Origin of the sequence: Staphylococcus capitis subsp. capitis, assembly GCF_040739495.1 — a bacterium.
GTDB classification, from domain to species: Bacteria; Bacillota; Bacilli; order Staphylococcales; family Staphylococcaceae; genus Staphylococcus; species Staphylococcus capitis.
The window spans coordinates 1,410,665-1,436,935 of the sequence record NZ_CP145263.1; the positions used below are offsets into that span (position 1 = coordinate 1,410,665).

Annotated in this window: 19 protein-coding genes; 5 read left to right on the plus strand and 14 right to left on the minus strand. The window is 31.5% G+C overall.

The annotated features are described in order from the left end of the window. The first annotated feature begins 81 nt into the window (after positions 1-81). Positions 82-267: a 2-hydroxymuconate tautomerase gene (locus tag V6C74_RS07125; protein ID WP_002453186.1), complete on the plus strand. Its 186-nt coding sequence runs from the start codon at positions 82-84 to the stop codon at positions 265-267. A gap of 99 nt (positions 268-366) precedes the next feature. Here V6C74_RS07125 and V6C74_RS07130 read toward each other — a convergent pair whose 3' ends face one another. Beyond that, entirely contained in the window at positions 367-1,353 is a 987-nt protein-coding gene (locus V6C74_RS07130; RefSeq protein WP_103175546.1) for an LCP family protein, read from the minus strand. Between the two features lie 136 nt (positions 1,354-1,489). Here V6C74_RS07130 and msrA point away from each other — a divergent pair, with 136 nt between their 5' ends. Then, positions 1,490-1,993 (plus strand): peptide-methionine (S)-S-oxide reductase MsrA, encoded by a 504-nt coding sequence (gene msrA, locus V6C74_RS07135; RefSeq protein WP_016898141.1) that lies wholly within the window; start codon positions 1,490-1,492, stop codon positions 1,991-1,993. A gap of 58 nt (positions 1,994-2,051) precedes the next feature. Here msrA and mprF read toward each other — a convergent pair whose 3' ends face one another. The 6 genes from mprF to parE form a co-directional block, all read right to left on the minus strand. Continuing rightward, positions 2,052-4,574 (minus strand): bifunctional lysylphosphatidylglycerol flippase/synthetase MprF, encoded by a 2,523-nt coding sequence (gene mprF / locus V6C74_RS07140; RefSeq protein WP_002453183.1) that lies wholly within the window; start codon positions 4,572-4,574, stop codon positions 2,052-2,054. Positions 4,575-4,832: 258 nt separating this feature from the next. After that, entirely contained in the window at positions 4,833-6,047 is a 1,215-nt protein-coding gene (locus tag V6C74_RS07145; protein ID WP_002453182.1) for an AI-2E family transporter, read from the minus strand. A 160-nt stretch (positions 6,048-6,207) separates the two neighbouring features. Continuing rightward, positions 6,208-7,056, minus strand: a complete 849-nt coding sequence (locus tag V6C74_RS07150; RefSeq protein ID WP_016898140.1) for a PRD domain-containing protein — start codon at positions 7,054-7,056, stop codon at positions 6,208-6,210. A gap of 169 nt (positions 7,057-7,225) precedes the next feature. Further along, positions 7,226-8,689, minus strand: a complete 1,464-nt coding sequence (locus V6C74_RS07155; protein WP_016898139.1) for a sodium:alanine symporter family protein — start codon at positions 8,687-8,689, stop codon at positions 7,226-7,228. 214 nt (positions 8,690-8,903) lie between these two features. Then, positions 8,904-11,306, minus strand: a complete 2,403-nt coding sequence (gene parC / locus V6C74_RS07160) for a DNA topoisomerase IV subunit A (protein ID WP_002453179.1) — start codon at positions 11,304-11,306, stop codon at positions 8,904-8,906. Next, positions 11,303-13,297 (minus strand): DNA topoisomerase IV subunit B, encoded by a 1,995-nt coding sequence (gene parE, locus V6C74_RS07165; protein WP_002453178.1) that lies wholly within the window; start codon positions 13,295-13,297, stop codon positions 11,303-11,305. The genes parC and parE overlap by 4 nt, the downstream gene beginning before the upstream one ends. 209 nt (positions 13,298-13,506) lie before the next feature. Between parE and plsY the strand changes: the two genes are divergently transcribed. Both plsY and V6C74_RS07175 read left to right on the plus strand, forming a co-directional pair. Beyond that, on the plus strand, positions 13,507-14,115 hold the full coding sequence (plsY, locus tag V6C74_RS07170) for a glycerol-3-phosphate 1-O-acyltransferase PlsY (RefSeq protein ID WP_002453177.1): 609 nt from the start codon (positions 13,507-13,509) through the stop codon (positions 14,113-14,115). 166 nt (positions 14,116-14,281) lie between these two features. Further along, positions 14,282-14,578, plus strand: a complete 297-nt coding sequence (locus tag V6C74_RS07175) for a HesB/YadR/YfhF family protein (protein ID WP_016898137.1) — start codon at positions 14,282-14,284, stop codon at positions 14,576-14,578. 46 nt (positions 14,579-14,624) lie between these two features. On the opposite strand, the gene V6C74_RS07180 is transcribed toward V6C74_RS07175, so the two are convergent. From V6C74_RS07180 to V6C74_RS07190, 3 genes are all read right to left on the minus strand, one after another. Next, complete coding sequence (locus V6C74_RS07180; RefSeq protein ID WP_002453175.1) at positions 14,625-15,092, minus strand: thioesterase family protein; 468 nt, start codon at positions 15,090-15,092, stop codon at positions 14,625-14,627. Positions 15,093-15,227: 135 nt separating this feature from the next. Then, positions 15,228-17,933, minus strand: a complete 2,706-nt coding sequence (acnA, locus tag V6C74_RS07185) for an aconitate hydratase AcnA (protein WP_002453174.1) — start codon at positions 17,931-17,933, stop codon at positions 15,228-15,230. A gap of 277 nt (positions 17,934-18,210) precedes the next feature. Further along, positions 18,211-19,851 carry a BCCT family transporter gene (locus tag V6C74_RS07190; protein ID WP_002453173.1) on the minus strand — a complete coding sequence of 547 codons (1,641 nt, stop codon included), beginning with the start codon at positions 19,849-19,851 and terminating at the stop codon, positions 18,211-18,213. A gap of 213 nt (positions 19,852-20,064) precedes the next feature. Between V6C74_RS07190 and mscL the strand changes: the two genes are divergently transcribed. After that, positions 20,065-20,421, plus strand: coding sequence for a large conductance mechanosensitive channel protein MscL (gene mscL, locus V6C74_RS07195; RefSeq protein WP_002453172.1), 357 nt, complete (start codon positions 20,065-20,067; stop codon positions 20,419-20,421). A gap of 54 nt (positions 20,422-20,475) precedes the next feature. Here the strand turns inward: mscL and sbcC are convergent, their stop codons facing one another. From sbcC to V6C74_RS07215, 4 genes are all read right to left on the minus strand, one after another. Continuing rightward, the gene (sbcC, locus tag V6C74_RS07200) at positions 20,476-23,505 is read right to left on the minus strand and encodes an exonuclease subunit SbcC (protein WP_049389155.1); all 3,030 of its coding nucleotides are present in this window, start codon (positions 23,503-23,505) and stop codon (positions 20,476-20,478) included. A 3-nt stretch (positions 23,506-23,508) separates the two neighbouring features. Next, positions 23,509-24,633 (minus strand): exonuclease subunit SbcD, encoded by a 1,125-nt coding sequence (sbcD, locus tag V6C74_RS07205; RefSeq protein WP_002453170.1) that lies wholly within the window; start codon positions 24,631-24,633, stop codon positions 23,509-23,511. A 111-nt stretch (positions 24,634-24,744) separates the two neighbouring features. Further along, positions 24,745-25,212 (minus strand): CcdC family protein, encoded by a 468-nt coding sequence (locus V6C74_RS07210; RefSeq protein ID WP_002453169.1) that lies wholly within the window; start codon positions 25,210-25,212, stop codon positions 24,745-24,747. A 614-nt stretch (positions 25,213-25,826) separates the two neighbouring features. After that, the gene (locus tag V6C74_RS07215) at positions 25,827-26,063 is read right to left on the minus strand and encodes a YneF family protein (RefSeq protein ID WP_016898133.1); all 237 of its coding nucleotides are present in this window, start codon (positions 26,061-26,063) and stop codon (positions 25,827-25,829) included. Between the last annotated feature and the right edge of the window lie 208 nt (positions 26,064-26,271).

Genomic DNA, 26,271 nt, shown 5'->3' on the forward strand with positions numbered 1-26,271 from the left:
TCTATTTTATTTAAATCTCTACCATGAATTTCGTGATATACTAAAGAAGACATTTCTATTTAATTAAGGAGGATGCATATTATGCCAATCGTGAATGTAAAGTTATTAGAAGGACGCACAGATGAGCAATTAAAGGATTTAGTTAGTGAAGTTACGCATGCAGTAGAAAAAACTACTGGAGCAAACAAAGAGGCCATCCACGTCGTAATCGAAGAAATGAAAAAGAGTCACTACGCAGTTGGTGGAGTAAGAAAGTCAGATCAATAAAACGCAAAATCCCTGAAATGAAAGCAAATAATCATAAATGCTAACATCTCAGGGATTCAATTATTTTATCACATATTTTATTTTCTCATCGTCTAAATTTTATTCATCAAAAAAGTCTTGAATCGCTTTTTTATTTTTTTCTTTATTAATTTGAAGCGCGCTACCATCATTATTAGTATTTATATCTTGATACGTGTTTTTAACAGGGACAGTTAATGATTTAACATCTTTATCACCACGAATACCAAAGCTTAATCCAGTTTGGAAAATAGCTGAATTAGGCATATCAGTATTAACATAACCTCTTAAAATACCTGCAACTTTTGGAAGTTTTGCAACAGTATTAAAATTCACTAACTCTTGTTTTAAAGTTTGCATAACTTGTTGTTGACGGCGAACACGCCCGAAATCTCCTTCAGCATCATGACGGAATCTCGCATAACCTAATAGCTCTTTACCATTTAATCTGTGATGACCTTTTTTCAATGAAACGCCTATATTTTCAGACATATCCTTCTCTACGTCTATAGGAACACCATTAGGTTCAAGTTCGTCAACCATTTTCTCAAATCCAGTAAAATCTACAACCGCATAATATTCAGGATTTATACCTAAATTTTTATTAAGCGATTTTCTTAATAACTCAGGTCCACCAAGCGTGTATGCTGCATTAATTTTATATTTATCATAACCAGGAATATCTGCGTAAATATCTCTCATAACAGACATCATTTTCATTTTTTTATTAACATAGTCGTATTGTACAACCATAATTGAGTCCGTGCGAGATTTACCGCTTTGAGCTTTATCTGCTCCAAGAACTAATACAGATATTTTACCATCATTTTTAACGGCTCCATTAAATTTATGCATCTTTACATCTTTAGCGTGCTCTTTTGCATACTTCATACCACTATTATACTGATGAGTGATATAAACAATTATTGTAATAAGAATGATGAGAATGATTAAAATGATAAAAGGTAATTTGCGTAGTCCTTTTTTATTTCGTCGCCTAGAAGGTGTCGATGTTGTGCCAGTGTGACGTCGATACTCTGTTTCTCTATTATCCTTCTGTTCTGTCATATTTACCTACCTTATATCTTCAAAATTACATATCTATATACTATAATTAATATGTATTAACGTTATAGAAAAAGTATTCAAATTGCAAGAGTTTTTTAAATAAATGGTACTACGGTCCAATGAAAGGATGTCATAAATGAATATTAATACGGCATACTTTGCTGGTGGTTGTTTCTGGTGTATGACCAAACCCTTCGATACATTTGATGGTATCGAAAAAGTAACTTCTGGTTATATGGGTGGACAAACGGAGAATCCAACGTACGAAGAAGTTAAAAGTGGTACCACTGGTTATTATGAAACAGTAAAAATTGAATACGATGTGGCACTCTTTTCATATCATAAACTATTGGAAATATTTTTTTCAGTAATTGACCCACTGGATGAAAATGGACAATTTCAAGATAGAGGTTCCCAATATCAAACAGCTATTTTTTACACTAATGAAGACCAAAAGAAATCTGCCGAATCATATATCGAAGCACTTCAAGATAGTTTAAATGCAGATAAAGCAATAGCTACGAAAATCTTACCCGCTTCAACTTTCTACGAAGCTGAAGACTATCATCAAGATTTCTATAAAAAGAATCCCGAACGATATGCTAAAGAACAACAAGATAGAGCAAATTATTATAAATAATGGATAGAAAAATAGCGATAGTACTGAGTCTTTACTTTCAGTACTATCGCTATTATTTTTATTTATGTTGAATGACTCTCATCACTTTCAACATACTTTCCCATAGAGAACTATCTTTACGATAAACTAAAAATCTTGGTTCCCAGTTAGGGCTATACTTTTCTTTATAACGTCTTAAACCTTGGAAACGATATAATCCATTAAAATGTTCAAAGACTCGCCCTGCTAAACGCTCTCTTAAATAAGAGTAATGTAATGTGCCTACATTAGAGAGTGTAGCCATTCCCATGTTAAAGGCTTTATATCCCTTTTCCTGACCCCATAATAACATGTGTAAATAAAGTCCATCCATCAGAGGTAAATCAAGTTCTGGCAACCATCGAATTAAATCGACAGATATAGCATCATTAAAATGCGTAGGCATTAAACTACAGAATGCAATCATCTTACCATGTTCATCTCTCATTACACCTATAGGCGCTTTAGAAAGATATGGTTGTGTGAATTGACCTACAGAGAAATGCATTTCATTTCTACCATCTAACCATCTATCACTCACATATTTGAGTTCATTAAAGAAATCTTGTGAGAATGGTGGTTCAATAATTTCAAAAGAAATATTTAAATCATCAAATTTATTTAATGTCGCTCTAAAGCCACGACGTTTTTTACCTGAAGTTGTGAATGATGTTAAATCAATGATTGCTTCCTCACCCAGTTTGAAAAATTGATTCCCAAAATGATGATAAAGAGGCATATAATTATCACTAACTTGATAGAAAATAATGTCATATCCTCTATATTCTGCGTATTGATAAAATGATTCTAACAATGATTCAAACGTATTTGCATCTCCTATAGGATCTCCTAATACAACTAATGCATTAGATTTATAACGATACATGAGGAATGCTTTTTCATTTTCATGAATAAAACAATCCTTATCGCCACTATAAACAAGATGACTTAAGTAATTGCCACCATATTCATGAATAATGGCTTCACATACTGATAAATCTGTTGTTTGATGTGGACGGTCAAATTTGTAATCAAACAACCATGCAATAAGGCCAACTATTATTATCACGATTAGAATAGTAACCCAGAAGTAATATCTCAATAATGATGTATCTACTTCAATGTGATAAATATCTAATGCATATAAAGTTTCAGCAATTAAAATATGATTTAGATATAAGACAATCACACTAAGTATCAGCATGAGAACTAATTTTCTAAATCGGAAAGGACGCTTGAGCACTTGAGCACGACGGTAAGCTAAAACTAATAAAACAAACATGACTACAAGCCAAGTTAATAATAAGAAAGATGCGTAAGTATAAATTGTAGCTCCTGCAATTAAAATAATAGAAAGCATCGCATAGATAATCGCACGACGCCTCTGTTTAAAAATACCTCTCACATTTAAAATTAATAATAAACAAGCACTCGTATGGATAGATAAAGTTAAATAATAAGCAAAGTGGTTTCCATCGTATAACCCATCATAAACAATCGTTAAATTATTAATGAAGAAAATAATGCTTGTTAAAAATATTAAAATTGCGAGTGAAAATGAAGGTATTTTAGCTAAAATGTCTTTTTGATAAGACATTAAGAATGACGTAAAGTCTTTGGCAGGAACATAATATTTCGAACCTTCAAGATATTTTTTAGCAGTTGTACCAAACTCAAAGGTAGATAAAATGAGTGCAATAATTACTGGAACAAAGTAATAAGCAAATCGATAAAGAAGTAATGCTAGTAATATTCTTTCTTCTGAAACATCTAAAGATTTAAGTCCTAGTAAAACTACTAAATCAAAGGCACCAAATCCACCAGGAATAAAACTCACTAAGCCTGATAACGCCGCAATCACGAAAATACCAATAAACGTCATAAATGACACATGGATACCTACGATAAGTGCAGCAAAGTATAACACAGTAGCTGCCGCCATCCACTCAATACAAGATACAAGTGTACAATATACACCCATAAAACGATTAGACTTATCCGCTGGTTTAGCGATCGTATAAATGATAAATACAGGTAAAAATAGTGCTACAACATATAAAATCCAGCGTACCCATGTGATTTTATCCAACATATGAGATGCGTTGAAAACGTGTAGAACAACTAATATGGATAAGAGACTCAGTCCAGTGAGCATTGAAATTAATATAATCGAAATATAGTGTACAAGTTTCTTAATATCATCTGTATAATTTTTATAAACGAAGGCTCTAACTCCTGCGCCGATAAAGCCACTAAAACCTACGATAGCATTAAGCGCATTGATAATATAACTCACTCTTAATACTTTAGTCACCGACATATTAAGCTTTAATGATTTCACTAAAATAATATCATATAGCGATAAGAGGATGAGAGATGCGCCTCCACCTGCAAATAATAAAACTAGCCACAATCGATTTATTTTGCCAAATTGCATCAAAGTATCTTTAAAATTAATATGAGCTAATTCACGATACAACGTGAAGATGACAAAAATAAATAACGCTGTGGCGAAGATAAATTTTAAGATAGATAATAATTTACTTTTCACTTCTTGCGTCATTTTTTCACTTCAATTCTAATTTAAATCTATTACATGACAAAAATATATCATAAAGAAAGGTTTTATAGAATATAAATTGATAGATAAATACCTAACATTATTGTAATGCTGATATCTTTTCTCTGACTTAGATAAATAGCGATAGCTTTCTTTAATCAGAAATGCACGACAAAATTAGAGTTATTTATCTGATATCAAATTAAAATAATAAAGTTCATATGAAAAACCCCCTATAATTATAGGGGATTTTTAAAAATATTAATTTGCCATTTCTTCTTCTTGTTTAATACTATAATCTCCGGCATCTTCACCATAATAACGATTATATCTTCGTTTAAATAATAAGAATAGATGAGATACCAATACTTTTAGTACAGCATATAATGGGATACCAATGATTACACCCACGACATTCATTAAATTACCTGCACATAACAAGATAAAGATAATTGTTAATGGATGTATTTTAAGTGTTTTACCCATTACGTTTGGAGAGATAAAGTGTCCTTCAAAGAATTGAACGAGTGTCCAAACAATAACTAATTTAAGTAACATCCATGGTGATGTAATGATGGCAATCACGATAGCTGGTGAAATCGCAATCGTTGGCCCTAAGTAAGGAACAACACTTGTTACTGCTGCGATACTAGCTAACACTAATGGATATTTAAGACCAATAATTGAATATCCAATTAATAGTAATACACCTATACAGAAAGAAACAATGATTTGACCTTGAATGTAAGAACCTACTTGAACGCTCATTTTTTCAAGTAAATCATGAAAATCCTTTCTAAATTTAGGTGGCATAATTTTTGTTGAATAATCTTTGAAACGATGACCATCTTTTAGCATAAAGAATAAGATGAATGGCGTCGTTACTATGACAACACCAACGTTTGAAACAGCCTCAGCGAATGACGCAAGCTTAGGTCCAAATCCATCAAAGTACTCTGATAACATCGAAGGAATCTTTTTCTGTGCTGATTCTAACCAATCATTAACTTGACTCATATAACTAGATAAGAAGGAGTTAGTAGTTATCTTCTCAACTGATTGAGTAATTTTATTTAAATAGTGTGGGGAATTTTTAATAAACCCTTCAATTTGTGAACCAATGATAGGAATAAGTAAGTTAACAATTAATGTAATGATTCCCACAATAGCTACATAAATAATTGTAATACCTAATAATCTTGGAATACGATATCGCTCCATTAAGTTCACTAATGGATTAAAAAGATAGAATAAGATTAATGAGACAATGATAGGTGCAGCAATTGTATTAAATACAATAATAAATGGTTCAAATACATAGGAAACTTTATCGAAAATAAAGATTACAATTCCTAATAAAACCAATGCAACTAAACCATAGATAAGATCATTGCCACCTAAGAATCTCATAAATCTTGTTTCAGAAAAACTAAATATATGTTTTTTCTTTTCACTAGATTTATTTTCGTTTGACATTAAATCACCATACCTCACATTCATAAATCAAATTAAATTATGATTTAAAATAATTTAGACTCATAAACAAAATATTCAAAAATACAATATTTATGATAACACAAAATGAATGAAGTTAATCATTTTTATCCCAACTCAATCCAATAATAAACTTAACGTATTATTCGATTTTAATTTGAGCTTCAAAATGATGTATATGTATCGCAAGATATACAATTTCTGACTCATTGATAATAACTTCAAACTGACGTTGTATCATTTTTAAAATTTTATAAGCCGTATTAAAACATTGTGGATAAAGATTTTTAACCATTAAGATAAAGTTTTCTTGTGCATCCACATTCTCCCCTTTGGTTAACCTATAAATTAAAAATTGTATATGTCTAATAAAACGTTGGTATTGCGTTGTCGTTTTATCAATTTCATGATTGAGATCAGATTCGATAATCGCCATACTTTTGTTAATTAATTTATTAATAACTGATATATCATGTATCGATAAATCTTTAGAATTAGAAGCAATATGTAAGGCTATAAATCCGATTTCATCTTCAGGGAAATGCACATCTAACGTGGAATTCAGTTTATCAATGACTCGCTTAGCAATTTGATATGCGTCACTGTATAGATGCTGCGTCTCTATTGCAAATGGATTTGAAATAACTTGATTTTGTTTAAGTCTTTTATATGCAAAGATAATATGATCTGTAAGTGCAACAACTAAATTTTTATCATCAGTTCGAATCGAGGCCCCAGAAATAATATTTACTGATTCGATAACAGCTTGGACAACATGGTCTTCCCCCATCTCGACCAACGTTTTATAATGTTCTTTCTGCTGTTGCTGTTCTAATTTATATAGCTTTTCAATTGAAGCATTCTCATCAAGCATCATTCCAACTTTTTTATTAAAACCAATACCCTTGCCAATTAGCACAACTTCATGGTTATTACTTTTACATATGAGGACGTTGTTATTTAGTGTTTTCGTTATCTCGTAATTCCCCATTATAATCACCTTTCTCTTATCATTAGTAAGATTATAATGCTATTTTTTGAAAATGGAAAGCAACTTATTAAAGCGCTGATAATTACTTTTGTACTAACAATTATCAATCATATGATTAAAAAAAACGACTTGAGAGGCAATCATGCATCAAGTCGTTACTCTAACTATATTATTTATCATTACGTGGTATTTTAGCTTGAGATCCCCAAGATTCAATACCAAATAAATTAATTTCAAGATTTTCAGGTTTAAATACAGGTTTTTTACCTTCTTTACGCTGCTGTTGATAATCTTTCATAACAGCGAACGCGATATTAGACAATCCTATAATAGAAATAATATTAACTATGGCCATTAGACCCATAAATAAGTCTGCAGTACTCCATACTGTTTCAGTTTTAGCAACTGCTCCGATGAATACTAACACAACTACTAAACATCTAAATACAAATAAAATTGCTTTGTTTTTAGATAAGAACTCAATATTTGATTGTCCGTAATAATAGTTACCTACAACTGATGAAAAAGCAAATAAAGTTATAGCCACTGTTAAGAAAATACCACCTGCTGAACCTAAATGTTCATTTAAAGCTGATTGAGTTACTGCTACACCTTGAGGTGCACTTTCGCCAAATTTTAATCCAGAGTATAGAAGAATCATGATAGCTGTTGCTGTACAAACTAACATAGTGTCAAAGAATACTCCTAAAGATTGGATTAAACCTTGTTTAACAGGATGTGGGACAGCAGCAGTAGCGGCAGCATTTGGTGCAGAACCCATACCTGCTTCATTTGAGAATAATCCGCGTTTGATACCTTGTAGTATAGCTGCACCAACAGCCCCACCAGTTACTTGTTGTAATCCGAAAGCACTTTTAATGATAGTACCAATCATTGGAACAATTTGATCTATATTCAGTAACAAGATAACTAAAACCATTCCTATGTATATGATTGCCATAATAGGTACTATAAGTGATGATAATGTTGCAATGCTTCTTACACCACCAAAAATAATTATTGCAGTAATTACAGCTAATATAATACCAGTAATAACTGGACTAACATGGTATTGTGTATGAAGTGATTCCGCAATAGTATTGGATTGAACTGTATTAAATACAAATGCAAATGTGATTGTAATTAATGTTGCGAATACGATACCTAACCATTTTTGGTTAAGACCTTTTGTAATATAATACGCTGGTCCCCCACGGAAACCACCTTCTTTATCATGCACTTTATATACTTGCGCTAGTGTTGCTTCCATAAATGCACTGGCTGCACCAATAAAAGCTATAATCCACATCCAGAAAACTGCACCAGGTCCACCTAATACAATAGCTGTAGCTACGCCTGCAATATTACCAGTACCTACACGTGAACCAGCACTAATAGCAAATGCTTGGAAAGGTGAAATACCTTTTTTACCACTACTTAGAGTTTCAGGTTTCTCAGTGAGTGCTCTAAACATTTCAGGTAGCATTCTTAATTGAACAAATTTAGAACTTATAGTAAAGAAAAAGCCTGCAGTTAATAAAAGTCCAATTAGATATTGCGACCAAATCAAATCATTCCCGACCTGAACAAAAGATTTAAACCAGCCAGGAATCAAATTATCGAAATCTTGCAAATTGAATCCCTCTCATCTTAATAAATTTATTCTCTTTAACGCATCAAGAGATTTATGTTCCCATTAAGAATCTAAAAACTTAATAAATATACTAATTTAAATAATTAAGTCCTATTCTGATTCTTTTAAATAGACATAAATCCCTTGTGCTTACTTTAGTTAATATTATTAAACTTTATTTTATCATTTAATGCTATGGTTGCATATACTTAATTTACTCTAAGGTCATGCTTACCACTTGACCAAAGTCCTCGACATCAATAATAAATGAGCCATTAGTGTATTGTTCTGATAGATGGACTTCATTAATATTACCGGACTCTTCATTACTGTTAGAGAAAATCGTATAAGTTTGTTGCCCTTCTTTAACCACTGCTGCATCAACAATACGATGTGGGTTTTTCTTAAGTTCTTTCAATAAAGTGATACCACGTTGAGCACGTTTAGCGACTTGTAATACTTTATAACTGATACGTTTAATAGCACCACGTTGTGTGATCATTAAGATAGAATCAGAGTCAGAAACACTTTCTGTCATTACAACATGATCTTCATCTTTAAGGTTAATGGATTTAATCCCTGCCGCTCTTAAACCAGTATCAGATAACTCATCAGTTGAGTAAGTAAGTGACATACCTTTATGTGTAAGTACTGTTACTAATTGATCAGATTCTAATCGTATTACATTAACAATCTCATCATGGTCTTTCACTTTCATACCTACAAGCGGCTTATTAAATCTTGTAGTTTTAAATTGAGGAACACTACTTTTCTTAATCATGCCATTTTTAGTAGCCATGACATAGAATGCATTATTATTAAAGTCTTTTTCATTATAAACATCAACCACTTGTTCATCTTCATCAATAGGAACAATTTGTGAAACATGTTGACCAAGTTCCTTCCAACGTATATCTGCTAACTTATGTACCGGAATAAATAGGTAGCGTCCTTTATTAGTGAAGACTAGTACAGTATCTTGAGTATTCACTTCTTGATATTTTAATAAACGGTCTCCATCTTTTAAGCCTATTTCAGTAACACCACTTGCATTGAAACTACGTGTAGATGTACGTTTGATATAACCATGATGAGAAACACTTAAAATAACTTCCTCACTAGGAACCATGACTTCTTTATCTATTTTTATTTCAGAAATTTCAGCTTCGATTGTTGATAAGCGATCAACTTTAAACTTTTTCTTAATTTCATTTAATTCATCTTTTATCACACTTAACAATGCATCGTGATCATCTAAAATATTTCTTAATTCTTTAATTAAAGCCTCTAATTCAGCATGCTCATCTTCTAAGGCTACAATATCTGTATTTGTTAATCTATACAGTTGTAACATTACGATAGCTTCAGCTTGTGCTTCAGTAAAATCAAATTCAGCAACTAAGTTGTCTTTCGCATCTTTTTTATTCTTTGAATTACGAATTAAAGCAATAACTTCATCTAAGATAGATAATGCCTTCATTAAACCTTCAACGATATGCATGCGTTTTTCCGCATGATCTAAATCATAACGCGTTCTATTAGTTACGACTTCAATTTGATGATTTAAATAGCTTTCTATAATTTCACGTAATCCCATTAATTTAGGTCGACCATCGCTGATAGCAACCATATTAAAATTATAAGAAATTTGAAGATCAGAGTTTTTGTATAAATAATTCTTAATTGATTCACTATTAACGTCTTTTTTTAGTTCGATTGCGATACGTAAACCAGTTCTATCTGTTTCATCACGTACTTCTACGATGCCATCAACTTTTTTGTCAGCACGTAATTCATCTATACGTTTAACTAAACTACTTTTGTTAACTTCATATGGTATTTCAGTAATGATAAGTTGCTTACGGCCGCTTCTTAATTCTTCTTCATCCACTCTTGAACGTACGACTATTTTACCTTTACCAGATTCATATGCTTTCTTAATGCCATCTATACCTTGAATAATCCCACCAGTAGGAAAATCAGGTCCTTTAATATGTTTCATTAACTGATTTACTGTAATGTCAGGATTATCGATATATTTTAAGGTAGCTTGAATAACTTCTGCTAAGTTATGTGGTGGAATATCAGTCGCATATCCTGAAGATATACCTGTAGACCCATTTACTAAAAGATTAGGAAATCTTGAAGGTAATACCATTGGCTCTAGAGTAGTATCATCATAGTTCGGTATAAAGGCTACTGTTTCCTTATTAATATCTCTTAATAATTCTTCAGATAATTGACTTAACTTAGCCTCTGTATAACGCATCGCAGCTGGCGGATCATTATCAATACTACCATTATTACCATGCATTTCGATTAATACATGTCGAAGTTTCCAATCTTGACTTAGACGTACCATAGCATCATATACTGAAGAATCACCATGAGGATGATATTGTCCAATAACGTCACCGACTGTTTTAGCACTTTTACGGAAATTCTTATCAAATGTATTACCACTTGAATACATAGCGAATAAAATTCTTCGTTGTACTGGTTTTAATCCGTCACGTACATCTGGTAATGCACGTTCTTGAATGATGTACTTACTATAACGTCCGAAGCGGTCACCGATAACATCTTCAAGGGATAAATCTTGAATTATCTCACTCAATTCGTTTCCTCCTCAATATATTCTTCGTTTTCAAGAACTTGAACTTCTTTATTATCTAATATGCTTTGATCTTCTTGCATACCAAATTCAACATGGCTTTCGATCCATTCACGACGTGGTGCAACTTTGTCACCCATGAGGGTTGTTACACGTTTAGATGAACGTACTTCATCTTCGACTTGAACACGAATTAATGTACGAGTCTCAGGATTCATTGTTGTCTCCCATAATTGTTCAGGGTTCATCTCACCTAAACCTTTATAACGTTGTAACGTAAATCCTTTGCCAAGTTGCTTTTGTAATTTTTCTAATTCATCATCAGTCCATGCATATTCTACTTTCTTAGTTTTACCTTTACCTTTTTCTAACTTATAGAGAGGAGGTAATGCGATAAATACACGACCCGCTTGTACTAATGGTTTCATGTATTTAAAGAAGAAAGTTAATAACAGTACTTGAATATGCGCACCATCAGTATCGGCATCGGTCATAATAATCACGCGATTATAATTGCTATCCTCAATTTTGAAGTCATTACCAACACCTGCACCAATAGTATGAATAATTGTGTTGATTTCCTCATTTTTGAAGATATCTTCTAGACGTGCTTTTTCAGTATTAATTACTTTACCTCGAAGCGGCAAGATTGCTTGGAATTTGCGATCACGACCTAGTTTAGCAGACCCACCTGCTGAGTCACCCTCAACAAGATATAATTCATTTTTATCTGTGTTTTTACTTTGTGCTGGTGTGAGTTTACCTGATAACAAAGTATCTTTATGTTTATTCTTTTTACCAGAACGTGCATCTTCACGAGCTTTACGTGCTGCTTCACGTGCTTGTTGTGCTTTAATTGCTTTTTTAACTAAAGATTTAGATAATTGGCCTTTTTCTTCTAAATAGAAAGGCAATTTTTCGGAAACAACTGAATCAACAGCACTTCTCGCTTCAGAAGTCCCTAGTTTAGATTTAGTTTGGCCTTCAAATTGTAGTAACTCTTCAGGGATACGTACAGAAATAATTGCAGTGAGCCCTTCTCGTATATCATTACCATCTAAATTTTTATCTTTATCTTTTAATTCATTGATTCTACGTGCATAATCGTTAAACACACGTGTCATAGCAGTCTTAAAACCTACTTCATGTGTACCGCCATCTTTAGTACGAACGTTATTTACAAAACTTAAAATACTTTCAGAATATTGATCATTATATTGAAAAGCCACTTCAACTTCGATATTGTTAGCTAACCCTGAAAATGTAGTAACATCATGAAGTACTTCTTTACCTTCATTGACATAGCTAACAAATTCTTTAATACCTTCTTCATAGTGATAAACTTCTTCACGTTCTTTACCACTACGTAAATCATTAAGCGTAATCTTGAGGTTCTTTAGTAAGAATGCCGACTCTTGTAAACGTTCACTTAATACATCAAAGTTAAAGGACGTTGTCGCCTTGAAAATTTCAGGATCCGGTTTAAATGTAACTTTAGTACCTGTCTTTTTAGTTTTACCTTTTTTATTAAGTCCTGTAGCTGGTATACCACCGTCTTTAAAACTTTGAGTGTAAATATTACCATCTCTATGTATCTCGACTTCTAACCATTCACTTAATGCATTAACGACCGAAGCACCAACACCATGAAGTCCTCCAGAAGTTTTATAGCCACCTTGGCCAAATTTCCCACCGGCGTGTAATACTGTGAAAATAACTTCAACAGTTGGTTTACCAGACGCATGAATACCCGTTGGCATACCACGTCCATTATCTTCAATTGATATACTGTCATCTTGATTAATTGTTACAGTGATTTCATCACCATAACCGTTTAAAACTTCATCGACGGAGTTATCGACAACTTCATATACAAGATGATGTAATCCTCGTTTATCAGTTGATCCTATATACATCCCAGGTCTTTTTCTAACAGCTTCAAGGCCTTCAAGTACCTGAATAGAATCATCTGAGTAAGTATTTTGTTTATTCACTGCCAATGATTTCGCCCTCCTACAAACGTACGTTCGTTTTTAAAACTATACAATAGTTATTCTTATATAAATTGACTTAAATTGCAAGTATCATTTATACAATCAGGTTGTTTTGATTGCTTTCTTCCAATAATTTAAATTATGAATGTTCTAATTGATTATGAATATGGTAAAATGAAGCTAAGTCACTAAAGGATGTGTAAGTTTTTATGATGATTGTCGTCATGTTAGTTTTAAGTTATCTTATTGGCGCATTTCCAAGTGGATTAGTTATTGGTAAATTATTTTTCAAAAAAGATATTAGACAGTATGGCAGTGGCAACACTGGAGCAACAAATAGCTTTCGTGTTTTAGGGAGGCCAGCAGGTTTTATAGTTACATTTTTAGATATCTTTAAAGGATTTATAACGGTCTTTTTCCCGTTATGGTTCCCTGTTCACGCTGATGGCATAATCAGTACATTCTTTACGAATGGATTAATAGTAGGTTTATTTGCAATTTTGGGACATGTATATCCTATTTACCTTAAATTTAATGGTGGAAAGGCTGTTGCGACAAGCGCAGGTGTCGTATTAGGCGTAAACCCTTTATTACTTCTCGTTTTAGCAATTATCTTCTTTGGGATATTAAAGATATTTAAGTATGTTTCTTTATCAAGTATCATTGCTGCAATCTGTTGTGTCATTGGCTCAGTCATTATTCATGACTATATTTTATTAGGAATGAGTGCACTTGTATCAATTATACTAATCTTTCGTCATAGAACTAACATTGTTAGAATTTTCAAAGGTGAAGAACCTAAAATTAAATGGATGTAACTTAAAATTAATTCACGCTAGAAGTTAATAGCTTCTAGTGTTTTTTTATGATATCAACTTTATTTAGATTAAAATCGTATAAATGATGCGATTATGATAATTATGCTATAATGCGTATACCTTAATCACAACAATTAAGTGCTAATTAAAATTGGAGGTATGAAATATGGATATTGAACTTACTAAAGAGGCAGTTGAATGGTTCAAAGACGAACTAGATTTACCCGAAGATAATAAAGTACTTCAATTTTATGTAAGATATGGTGGCGAATTTCAGCTTAAGCAAGGATTTAGCCCTGCTTTTAGTGTAGATAGAAGAGATGATATAGAAATAGGTTTTGAACAAAGCTATGATGGTTTAAATGTTGTCGTAGCGGAAAAGGATTTATGGTACTTCAAAGATGATGTAATATTAGTAGATGTAGTCGATCATGAAGATGAAATCTCTTATACTAAAAAATAAAATTCCCCGCTTTTGACTGAGTCAGAAGCGGGAATTTTAGTATAATTTATAGATTGTTGATGCCAGCTGTCACTTCAAATTCTTTACCTTCTTTATTAAGTTCTGCAACTCTACTATAAGTAGCATGCCAATCTGGGAAGTAACGATCTAAACGTATAGGTCTAAAGTTATCATCTTTCATACATATTAATTCCGTTGAACCAGTTGTAGCTAATTCACCCTTTTCATTATAAACCTCATAGCAATATAAAGAACGCAATCTTGAATATTTTTCAACCCAAGTTTTGATGGTCACTTTTTCTGGATAAAAGATTGATTTTTTATATTGAATATTTAAGTCAGTTACAGGTGATATGATACCCGTTTTTTCCATATCTGCATAACTAAATCCAAGTTTTCTTATGTAATCAGTACGCGCAACTTCAAACCATGTAGCGTAGTTACCGTGATAAATAACTCCCATTTTATCTGTTTCCTGATATCTTGCTTCTATTTCCGTCAAACTATAAATCATAAGCATTTGTCCTTCTTTCAACTCATCATTTCTATTTACAATTTAAGGATAACACAAAGAAGCCGTGCCAACACAAGTGTTAGCACGGCAATTGTTTAACTTAAGAAATCTTTAAAGCTATTAAGTCTTAGGAGATTATTGAGCTAATTTATTTCTTAATACCATTTGTAAGATACCACCATGACGATAGTAATCTAGTTCAACTAATGAGTCGAAACGTACAATTGCTTCAAATTCTACAACTTCACCACTTTCTTTTTTAGCTTTAACTTTAACTAAATCGTGTGGTTTTACATCTTCAGAAATTTCAACTGAGATTTCTTCTTTACCATCTAAACCTAATGACTCTGCTGAATCACCCTGCTGGAATTGTAATGGTAATACACCCATCATTACTAAGTTAGAACGGTGGATACGTTCATAACTTTGAGCAATAACAGTTTTAACTCCTAATAAGTTTGTTCCTTTTGCTGCCCAGTCACGTGATGATCCCATACCATAGTCATTACCAGCTAAAACAGCTAATCCTGTGCCATCTTCTTTATATTTCATAGCAGCATCATAGATTGGCATAATTTCTTCAGTTGGCCAATAAGTCGTGAAACCACCTTCAGTTCCTGGAGCTAATTGGTTTTTAATACGGATATTAGCAAATGTACCACGTACCATTACTTCATGGTTACCACGACGTGAACCATAAGAGTTAAAGTCACGGATTGGGACATTATGATCTAATAAGTATTTACCTGCTGGCGTATCTTTACCAATAGCACCTGCTGGAGAAATATGGTCAGTAGTTACTGAATCTCCAAATTTACCCATTACGCGTAAACCTTTAAGTGGTTCAATTGTTCCAGGTTCTTTAGATAAACCTTGGAAGAATGTTGGGTTTTGGATATATGTTGAGTTTGGATCGAAGTCATATAAAGGTTCATCAGTAACGTCGATTTCATTCCACATTTCATTGTTATTGTATACATTTTTATATTCTTCTAAGAATAGTTCTGGTGTAACAACACTATCAACAGTGTCTGAAACTTCTTTAATTGAAGGCCAGATATCTTGAAGATATACATCTTCACCATCTTTACCTTTTCCAATTGGTTCATTTTGTAAATCGATATCCACAGTACCAGCTAATGCATAAGCAACAACTAATTGTGGTGAAGCTAGGTAGTTAGCTTTAACTAATGGATGAATACGACCTTCAAAGTTACGGTTACCAGATAAAACTGAAGTAACTAATAAATCTTCGTCAGCAACCGCTTTTTCAATTTCAGGTAATAATGGACCAGAGTTACCGATACAAGTTGTACAACCGTAACCTACTAAGTTGAATCCTAAGTCATCTAAGTATTCTTGTAATCCAGAATCTCTTAAATAACCTGTAACAACTTTAGAACCTGGAGCTAATGAAGTTTTAACAAATTCAGGAACTTTAAGTCCTTTTTCAACTGCTTTCTTAGCAACTAAACCTGCACCTAACATAACGTAAGGGTTAGAAGTATTAGTACAAGATGTAATCGCAGCGATAGCAATGTCACCAGTTTTCATAGTTGATGTAGAGCCGTCATTAAACTTAATTTCAGCTTTTTTATCAAATTCGCTCTTATCAAGACCATGGCCTTGGTTACCAGCTGGTGCTGTAACTGATTTTTCGAATTCATCTTTCATATCGCTTAAGAAAATTAAGTCTTGAGGACGTTTAGGACCAGATAATGAAGCTTCAACTGTAGATAAATCTAAGTCAATAACATCAGTATATTCTGGATCTTCTTTTTCAACGTCGAAGAACATATTATTTTGTTGTAAGTATTCTTTTACAAGCGCAATATGATCATCTTTACGTCCAGTTAATTTCATGTATTTAAGTGATTCTTCATCCACAGGGAAGAAACCACAAGTTGCACCATATTCTGGAGCCATATTCGCAATTGTAGCACGGTCAGCTAAAGGTAAGTGTTGAACACCTGGACCAAAGAATTCTACGAATTTACCAACAACACCTTTTTTACGTAATTCTTCAGTAACACGTAAAGCTAAGTCAGTTGCTGTAGAACCTTGAGGTAATGAGTTAGTTAAACGAACACCGATAACTTCTGGAATTGGGAAATAAGATGGTTGACCTAACATTCCAGCTTCAGCTTCAATACCACCAACACCCCAGCCTAATACACCAATACCGTTAATCATTGTAGTGTGAGAGTCAGTACCTACTAATGTATCTGGGAAAGCAGTTTGTTCACCATCAACGTCACGCACATGGACAACATTTGCTAAATACTCTAAGTTAACTTGGTGTACGATACCAGTTGCTGGAGGTACAGCGTTATAGTTGTCAAAAGCTTTAGTAGCCCAGTTTAAGAATTGATAACGTTCATAGTTACGTTCGAATTCTAATTTCATATTTCGTTCTAATGCATCAGGATTCGCATAGCTATCTACTTGAACTGAGTGGTCAATGACTAAATCAACTGGCACTTCAGGGTTGATTTTATTGATATCTCCACCAACATCATTCATTGCTTTACGTAATGATGCTAAGTCTACGACTGCAGGTACACCTGTGAAGTCTTGTAGAATTACTCGTGAAGGTTTGAATGGTACTTCACCTTCATTACCTTCTTTACCAAATTCACTTAAAGCTTTAATGTGATCATCAGTAATTACAAAATCATCTTCTTGTCGTAATACAGACTCTAGTAAAACACGAATTGAGTAAGGTAATTTAGAAATTTTAGTTAAACCTTGTTCTTCTAATGTCTTCAAATCATAGTAAGTGTATGATTGGCCATTTAATTGGAATTGTTTCTTTGCTTGTTCTTTAATATTAGAAGCCATTTGTTATCCCCCTTGATATTTCTATATATTTATATGCCGTTAATTAAATTGTATTATTATATGTTTATCAAAACAACTGTGTACCATTAGAAAACGCTTTATTTTCATTTCGCATTTTTAATCAGGTTTTATAAGAAAAAGTTATCATTAGCCAATGGTGCAATAAGTAAATATTATTAATTGAGAATGGTTATCAATCCCAATTAAATTTATTAATAAAAAAACCTATAAGCATGAAAGTCAATTCACACTTATAGGCTCAATAGTTAATTACGAATTATTCTTCTATTTCTTTTTTTCTTCTAGATTCTCTTTTTTCAAGAATATCTGATTCATAATCTTCTTGTTGATATTTCACATAATCTTGTAAACGATGTTTATTTGGAGTTAACGTCAATCCTAAGAATTTACGTTCTTGGTTCGCATCTTTATAGAAACTAATCATCATCATTATAACAACAAATGAGAATGGGAAGGCACTAATGATTGCAGCACTTTGAATAGCGTTTAAGGCTTTAGAACCATCGCCGCCACCTGCTAATAATAGAACAAATGCAATAAGTGCTTGAGCAACACCCCATGTCACTTTAACCATGATACTAGGGTTAAGTGAACCAAATGTTGTTTGCATACCTAATACGAAAGTTGCTGAGTCCGCAGAAGTTATAAAGAATGATGCAATTAATAATAATGCAATAATTGATAATACTATACCCATAGGTATATGATGGAATACCCCGAATAATTGCGTTTCAGGTGACATTTTGAATAATTCAGGATGTTTTTTACCTGTTTCAATACCAAGCACACCAAATACACTAAACCAAACGAAACTTACAAGTGCTGGTACAAGTAAAACACCTGAAATGAATTCACGAATTGAACGACCTTTTGAAACGCGGGCGATGAATACACCTACGAATGGGCTCCAACTTAACCACCAGCCCCAATAATATAATGTCCAAGTTGACATCCAATCTCGTTTTTGACCATTAAGAGCTGCTGTGTCAAGACTGTTAAATAAGAAGGTATTTAATAAACTACCAGTTGAACTAGTCATCATATTTAAAATTAATACTGTAGGTCCAATGATTAAAGTGATAATCATTAAAATAGCACCTAAGCTGATGTTTAAGTTACTTAAATATTGAATACCTTTACTTAGACCTGACCATGCGCTTGCAATGAACAAGATTGTAACAATTACGATAATAATCCCTTGAACTAATGTATTGTTAGGTACATTAAATAAGTAGTTTAAACCACCATTGATTTGTAAGGCTCCCATACCTAATGAAACTGCTACACCTACTAATGTAGCAAATACTGAAAGAACATCAATTAAAGTTCCTATTGGTCCCTCAACTTTATTACCTAAAATAGGTCTTAATGTTCTTGAAATTAAACCTGGCTCACCTTTACGGAATTGTGCATAAGCAAGCGCTAATGCTACTACACCATAAATAGCCCAAGCATGGAATCCCCAATGGAAGAATGTAGATCTCAGAGCTTCTGTATAAGCTGCAGTAGTTTTAGGATCTGCTGTAGGTGGAGCGGCAAAGTCAGCCATTGGCTCTGCTGCACCATAGAATACTAATCCAATACCCATACCTGCACTAAATAACATTGCAAACCAAGAAATAGTATTAAATTCTGGTTTGTCATTAGGTTTACCTAGTTTAAGTTTCCCAATTGGACTAAAAATTAGGAAGATACAGAAGAAAACAATAATAGTAGTTAAAATTAAGTAATACCATCCAAGTTTATCAGTAATCCACATTTTAGCATTGTTGGTAATGTAGTCGAACTTTTCAGGCCAGATGGCACCAATGATTACTACAATCGCAACAATGATTGAACTATAGATAAACACCGATGAAAACTTCTTGTTTTTCTTCTCATGAGAAGAAGAATTCATAATTAATTACTCCCTTCATCCGAATATTAAATTTTCAAAGTAGTAAAATTAAAAAATTCTTTTTTTATCTTAAAAAATTTAATTTTACTAATGCACCTCTTTAGGATAACAAACGTCTTTTTCATAATCAAATTTACTTAAATATAGTATTTGCTAAAATATTTATATGTTGTATAATTGATTTTATATTTTAATTAGAAAGGAATTAAGTATATGTTAAAAGAATTTAAAGACTTTGCTCTTAAAGGAAATGTATTGGATTTAGCTGTTGCTGTAGTAATGGGTGCAGCTTTTAATAAAATCGTTACATCATTAGTTCAATTCATCATTATGCCATTGATTGGTAAAATTTTCGGTTCAGTTGATTTTGCTAAAGATTGGTCTTTCTGGGGAATAAAGTATGGTCTTTTCATACAATCAATAATTGATTTTATAATCGTTGCTTTTGCACTTTTCATCTTCGTAAAAATAGCTAACACTATTATGAAAAAAGAAGAAGAAGAGGAAGAAGTCGAAGAAAACACTGTATTATTAACTGAAATTAGAGATTTACTTAGAGAGAAAAATTAATAAATTTATAAAACAGTCGCTATGAAATAATCATAGCGACTGTTTATTTATATACTAATTTCTTTTAAATTTAGTCTCGCTTTGATACTGATTGGTTGTTACCTCTAAAATAAGTGGAATTCTTTGTTTTAATTCACTTACATGTGAAATAATCCCTACCATTCTACCGGAAGATTTCAAGTTAATTAACGTATCTAGCGCTGTTTCTAATGTTTCTTGATCTAGCGTACCGAACCCTTCATCAACAAACATTGATTCTAAATTAATTCCTCCAGATTCTTGTTGAACAATCTCACTTAAACCTAGCGCTAATGCAAGAGAAGCTTGGAATGTTTCTCCTCCAGAAAGAGAACTAATATGTCTAGACCTATTAGAATGAAAATCAAATACATCAATTTCAAGACCGCTGAAGCCTTGAGAAACAGCTTGTCTTCTTATCAATTGATACCTATTTCCACTCATAGTTAATAGACGTTGGTTTGCTTGGAAGATGATTTTTTCTAAATAATAAATGAGTACATAATTCTCTAGGGTTAGCTTGTGGCTGTTCTTACCAGAAAGAATTTCAGTTAGTAAAAATATTTCTTTTTGCTCTTTCAATTCTTCATTAAGTGTGTTAATTAAACTTTCAATTTTATCTATATTTTTTATATTAACTTCGTGCTTATAAGCTATTGTTGCAACTTCTGAATTAATTTGATCTAATTCTTGATTTTTTGTTCTTAATTGCGTTTCAATATCTTCTAAATTAGTTAAACCTCTGCCATCAACAAGTTTTTCTAATTGGCTAATCTCGATCTCATAGGTTTGATATTGTCTGTTATAGTCATTAATTTTTTCTTCAATATTACTTTTATCTTCACTTAAACTTATTGCTTCTTCAATTTCTTCATATGATTCGAACCCATTTCGGTACATCTCATCTTTAATGTTATTAGTAAGCTGTTTGTCTTCTTCAACTCTAGCATCTAAATTCTGTTTATAATGCTTAAGGTTAGTTGACTCTATATTTACGTTGTTTTTCAGTTCAAGTAGTTGATCCTTTATAGTTTCTTTACGCTCTTTAAAAGATTGAATTTCTTGCTTTTTATTCTCGTAGTATTGTTTAAATGAAACGCACGATTCAAACTTTGTAATTTTCTCGAAATCATTTAATTTAATATCTAACTGTTCAAGTTGCGCTTTTTTATTATTTATATCTAATTCAGATTTATGAAGATTTTGATTTAATTTTTTCTCTTCATCATAAATTGACTCTAAGAATTGGTTTTCTTTTTGTTGAAGACTTTTAGCATTTTCTATCTCTTGTAACTTCGATTTGAGTTCATCTATATTATGAATTTCTTGTTCTGTAAAATTTATTTCTTTTTTTCGATTAGTTAGTGCTTCATTTTTACTTTCTAACCTAATAATATCCTCTTTGATAGAGTTTTTACTCTTATCAAGTTCGTCTAATTGTTTTTTATTTTCAGCAATTAGTTCAAAATTAATATGTTCGCCTAGTGAATGAATCTCATTACCACAAACTGGACATGTATCTCCAATTGAAAGGGCCATTTGAATTTCTTTCACAAATGTTTCCTTATTGTTTAAATCAATGTTAGTTGCATCAACTCGGGAAATAATATTTTCTATATTGGCATATTTAATTTTTAGCTCTTGAATTTGCTTTTCATTTTTAGATTGTTCTTGTTGGATTTCTCGAACTTGTTCTTCCCTTTCTAAATACCTTTCAGTATCATCGATTAAATTTTTGAACTTATTTATCTCATCGACATATTGATCAATTATTTCATAATTTCTTGTTTTTCCTTTAGCCTGATTCAGTAGTTTTTCTTTTTTTTCTTTTGATTCAGAATACTTTTTTTCTAACTTATTTAATTCTTCTTGAATAATAGGCCTTTGCTCAAAAGCTTTAATGTAATCATCAAGATTATTATAAAAGTTATAAGTTTTCTCGAGATATTCGTTAATTTTGATAACTTCTTGTTCTTCTGATTCTAAAGATTTAAGAGTCTTTTCTACATTATTAATTTGAGTTTTATATTCTTCTTCCTTAGATTTTGATTTAGTGATTTCTCTCTCTAATTCCTCAATCTCTCTATTAACAACTTTTTGCCTTTTGAAATAATTAATCAAAACATTGGATTCTCTTATTTTCTTTAATTCAATCTTAAGATGATCAATACTATCTTGGTTTTGTTTAAGATTTTCGAATGATTTCTTTTTTGTTTCTAAAGAATTTATGTTTTGGTTCAATTCTTTATTAAAAGTATATTCGTCAGTTATTTTTTCTATTTCTTGGTTCAACTTATCTTTTTGCTTTTTGTAACGAGTTAATATATTTTTACCATGCTTAATAAAATCTGGTAAATGCTCTAAAATTTTCTCTGTTTGCGAGCTCTCTATACCTTTTAAATTAAATAAATAATCATCTTTGAATGTATTAAGTTCATTCCATAAGTAATCTATTTCATTATATCTATTTTCTATTTGAAGTTTTTCTTCTTTAACACTTTCTATTAAATACTTTTGTATTTCTTCAAATCTTTCACTATTAAATAGTGTTCTTAAAATAGATTGTTTTTCTTTACTATTTGATTGTAGAAACTTTTTGAATTCACCTTGAGGCAAAATAAATAATTGCCTAAATTGTTCAGCGTTAACACCCATAATTTTAGTTATAAATTGATTACCCGCGTTAACCCTACTTTCTCTTAGTTCGTAAACATCATTTTTCAACTCATAAATATCAAGTTTAGCTTGGGTTTTAGTTGTATTACCTTCTTTTATAAAAGGCGCTTCCCTATGAATTTTAAATGTTTGATTATTTAGTTTAAACTCATATGTCACACTCATAGGTTCTTTACCATTGGCAAAATGACTTCTTAAGTCACCCTCTTTTCTATTTTTAGTTGAAGCTTCTCCGAATAACGAATACACAATAGCATCAAAAATCATTGTCTTGCCTGACCCTGTTTTACCACTTATTAAAAAAAGTTCATTATTTTCAATTTGACTAAAATTTATTGTCTCATTAAGAAAGGGTCCAAAATTATTTAACTTTAAGTTCAATGGTTTCATTTATTAGACCTCCTTTCGCATGATATTATTTAAAATTTCTGCTATTTTATTAGACTGATTTTCGCTGATAGACTCATTAGTCATCGACTCATAGAACGACTTAATTATAGATTGGTCATCTTGCTTCTTTATCTCCACGTTATTAAATTCTTCAATACGTTCGAATGTATTGTTAGTTAATGCTAATGTATTAGGATAAATTTGTTTCAGTTTCATCATTGGATCATTAATATGAGACATATTAGTTAATTTAAAATGAAAATAATTATCCTTATTTTTCACAGCAACTCGTTCTTCAATAACATCATCATAGTCGCCTTCTATAACCTCTAATTCTCTAAGAGGTTCAATTGATATAAATGTATCTTCTACATTATTAACTTCATCGATATTAACTATGCGGTAACCTTTTGCTTGATTGACTTCAGAAAATGAATACTGTAGTAGCGAACCACTATATTTAATATTTTTGTCATTTATACTGAAAGGATGATGTAAGTGCCCTAACATTACATAATCAAATTGATTAAATGAGTGTTTCTCAACTGATTCTACAGTTCCTATAGTTAAAGGTCTCTCTGAATCGGATGTCTTTCCACCTTTAACTGTTAAATGACCAATTAAAATACTCATCTTATTTTCATCAATGTTGTGAGACATATATTCTAAGCAGTGATTTAAAGCCTGTTGATGGGTTTTAATTTCCTTATCTTTAAAAAAGTTTTGTACTTCACTTATTGTCGCAAAAGGTAACGCAAAAAATTGTACCCCGTTAATTTCTATAGGTTTATGTATATCCTTGAGTTTGGTTCTTATGTATAAATGATTGTGTTCAAACCATGATGAGCCATAATTTAACCTTTCTTTTCCATCATGATTCCCACTGATCATAATGACAGGTATATGAAGTCTAATATTCAACTCTGCAATGGTGTTTTCAAGTAAACTCATCGTTTCCTTACTTGGATAAGAGGTGTCATATAAGTCACCTGCTATGACTATGACATCAGGTTGTTCTTCTTCCATATGATTAATAAATTTAGTTAAAACATATTTTTGATCATCAAGTAATTGTTTACCATTTAAGATTCTACCGAGATGCCAATCAGCAGTGTGTATAATTTTCATAACCATCCTCCTAATAAGAACATTTGTTCGCATTTAAATTTTACATTTCTTTTGATCTACTTTCAAGTAAAAAATGCCACTCATCAAATAATATGACAAGTGGCTAAAACACTATTTAACTAGTGATTTTTTTAACTTTTTATATTTATAGAACATTGCTAATCTCCAAGGCACAATCATACAAAACGCTAGTAAGAAAAACATACCAGCTATTTCTCCTGGATTGATTTCATTGCTGATAAAGATTTTGATGATAGTTCTAATAACTAGTAACGAAATTAAAATTACTGGAAATGCTTTAGAACGTTTCATGTAAATTTCGCTGCCTTTGACTTCAAATCTTGATGTAAAAATTAAGACAGTTGAGAAGAGTACGCCTAAAATTAGTGACTCTAACATTTCCATACCAGTTAATCTAAAATATGGGATAATATACATTAAAGCCCCAGTTGCCATAAAAAACGGTGGTAATATGATTTTTTTCTCATTAACCGGGAACTTTTGAGCTTTCATTCTAATTACAATAACTACTGCGCCCATTAAAAAAGCAACGACAATAGAAAATACTAAATAAGCCAATTTGACACCTTCTTATGACATAAACTTAATACTCTTAATTCATCATATGATAGTATATCACTATCCTTATATCAATGACTACTTTAAACTTACTAAAATTCAAAAGATTTAAAAGCTAGGTTTATCAATAACTAATTTAAATTTCCATACAGTTAAAAAATGTCTTAGCAGATTAATCTTTCCACTAAGACATGAGTTATTGAAGGTTTATTATAAATGACCAGTCTATAGTTTAATTAACAAATAAATTAAAATGATAGAGATGGTTAAGTCTACTACATTAAAACCCAATTTAAGTAATTCTTTATTACGACTTGTCATTATTTATCGCCCCCAATTAAATAGTAAACCAAGTTTATTGCTATGTACCTTAATAATTTTAACTTTTTTAATACACTTTTGTTTTTAAGTTACGATTTACAATATATTTTGATTAACCACTATAATAACTATCGTTGGATAATAACTAGTTCACAAATTTAATTTATTATCTCGATCAAATTCAATATTAAGCAAAGATTAAATAAAATTCAGCATCATCCTTACTACTACAGGTGACAAAAAAAGCATCACAGTGATTATTAATACACTGTGATGCTCGAAATAATATTGCTTTATTTGCCTTTCATGTTTTGGTCCATATTTTTGTTCATCATTGTCATCATTTGATTGATTTTCTTTTGTGATGGTTTCTGACCCATTTGCATCATCATCATACGTAGCATTTCTTCATTGATAGGTGGGTTTTTCTTGAGGTAATCCATCATATATTTTCTTGCTAAAAAGAAACCACCGATTAATCCTACGATAAGTGCTAAAATGATTAAAATAATTGCTAACCAAGTTGCCATTGTTTCACCCACTTTCTTTATCCTACTGAATTTTACTAAATTCACTTTGTTATTTCAAGAGGCACTTTATAGTGATAACTAATATCTACCATTAGCAATGATAACAAATTTTAGTTTTTCTAAACAAATTTACTATTAAAATTATATAAAAATAAAAGGCTACTAGCTAATAAACTTGAACTAGTAACCCTTTTCAAATTACTAATTA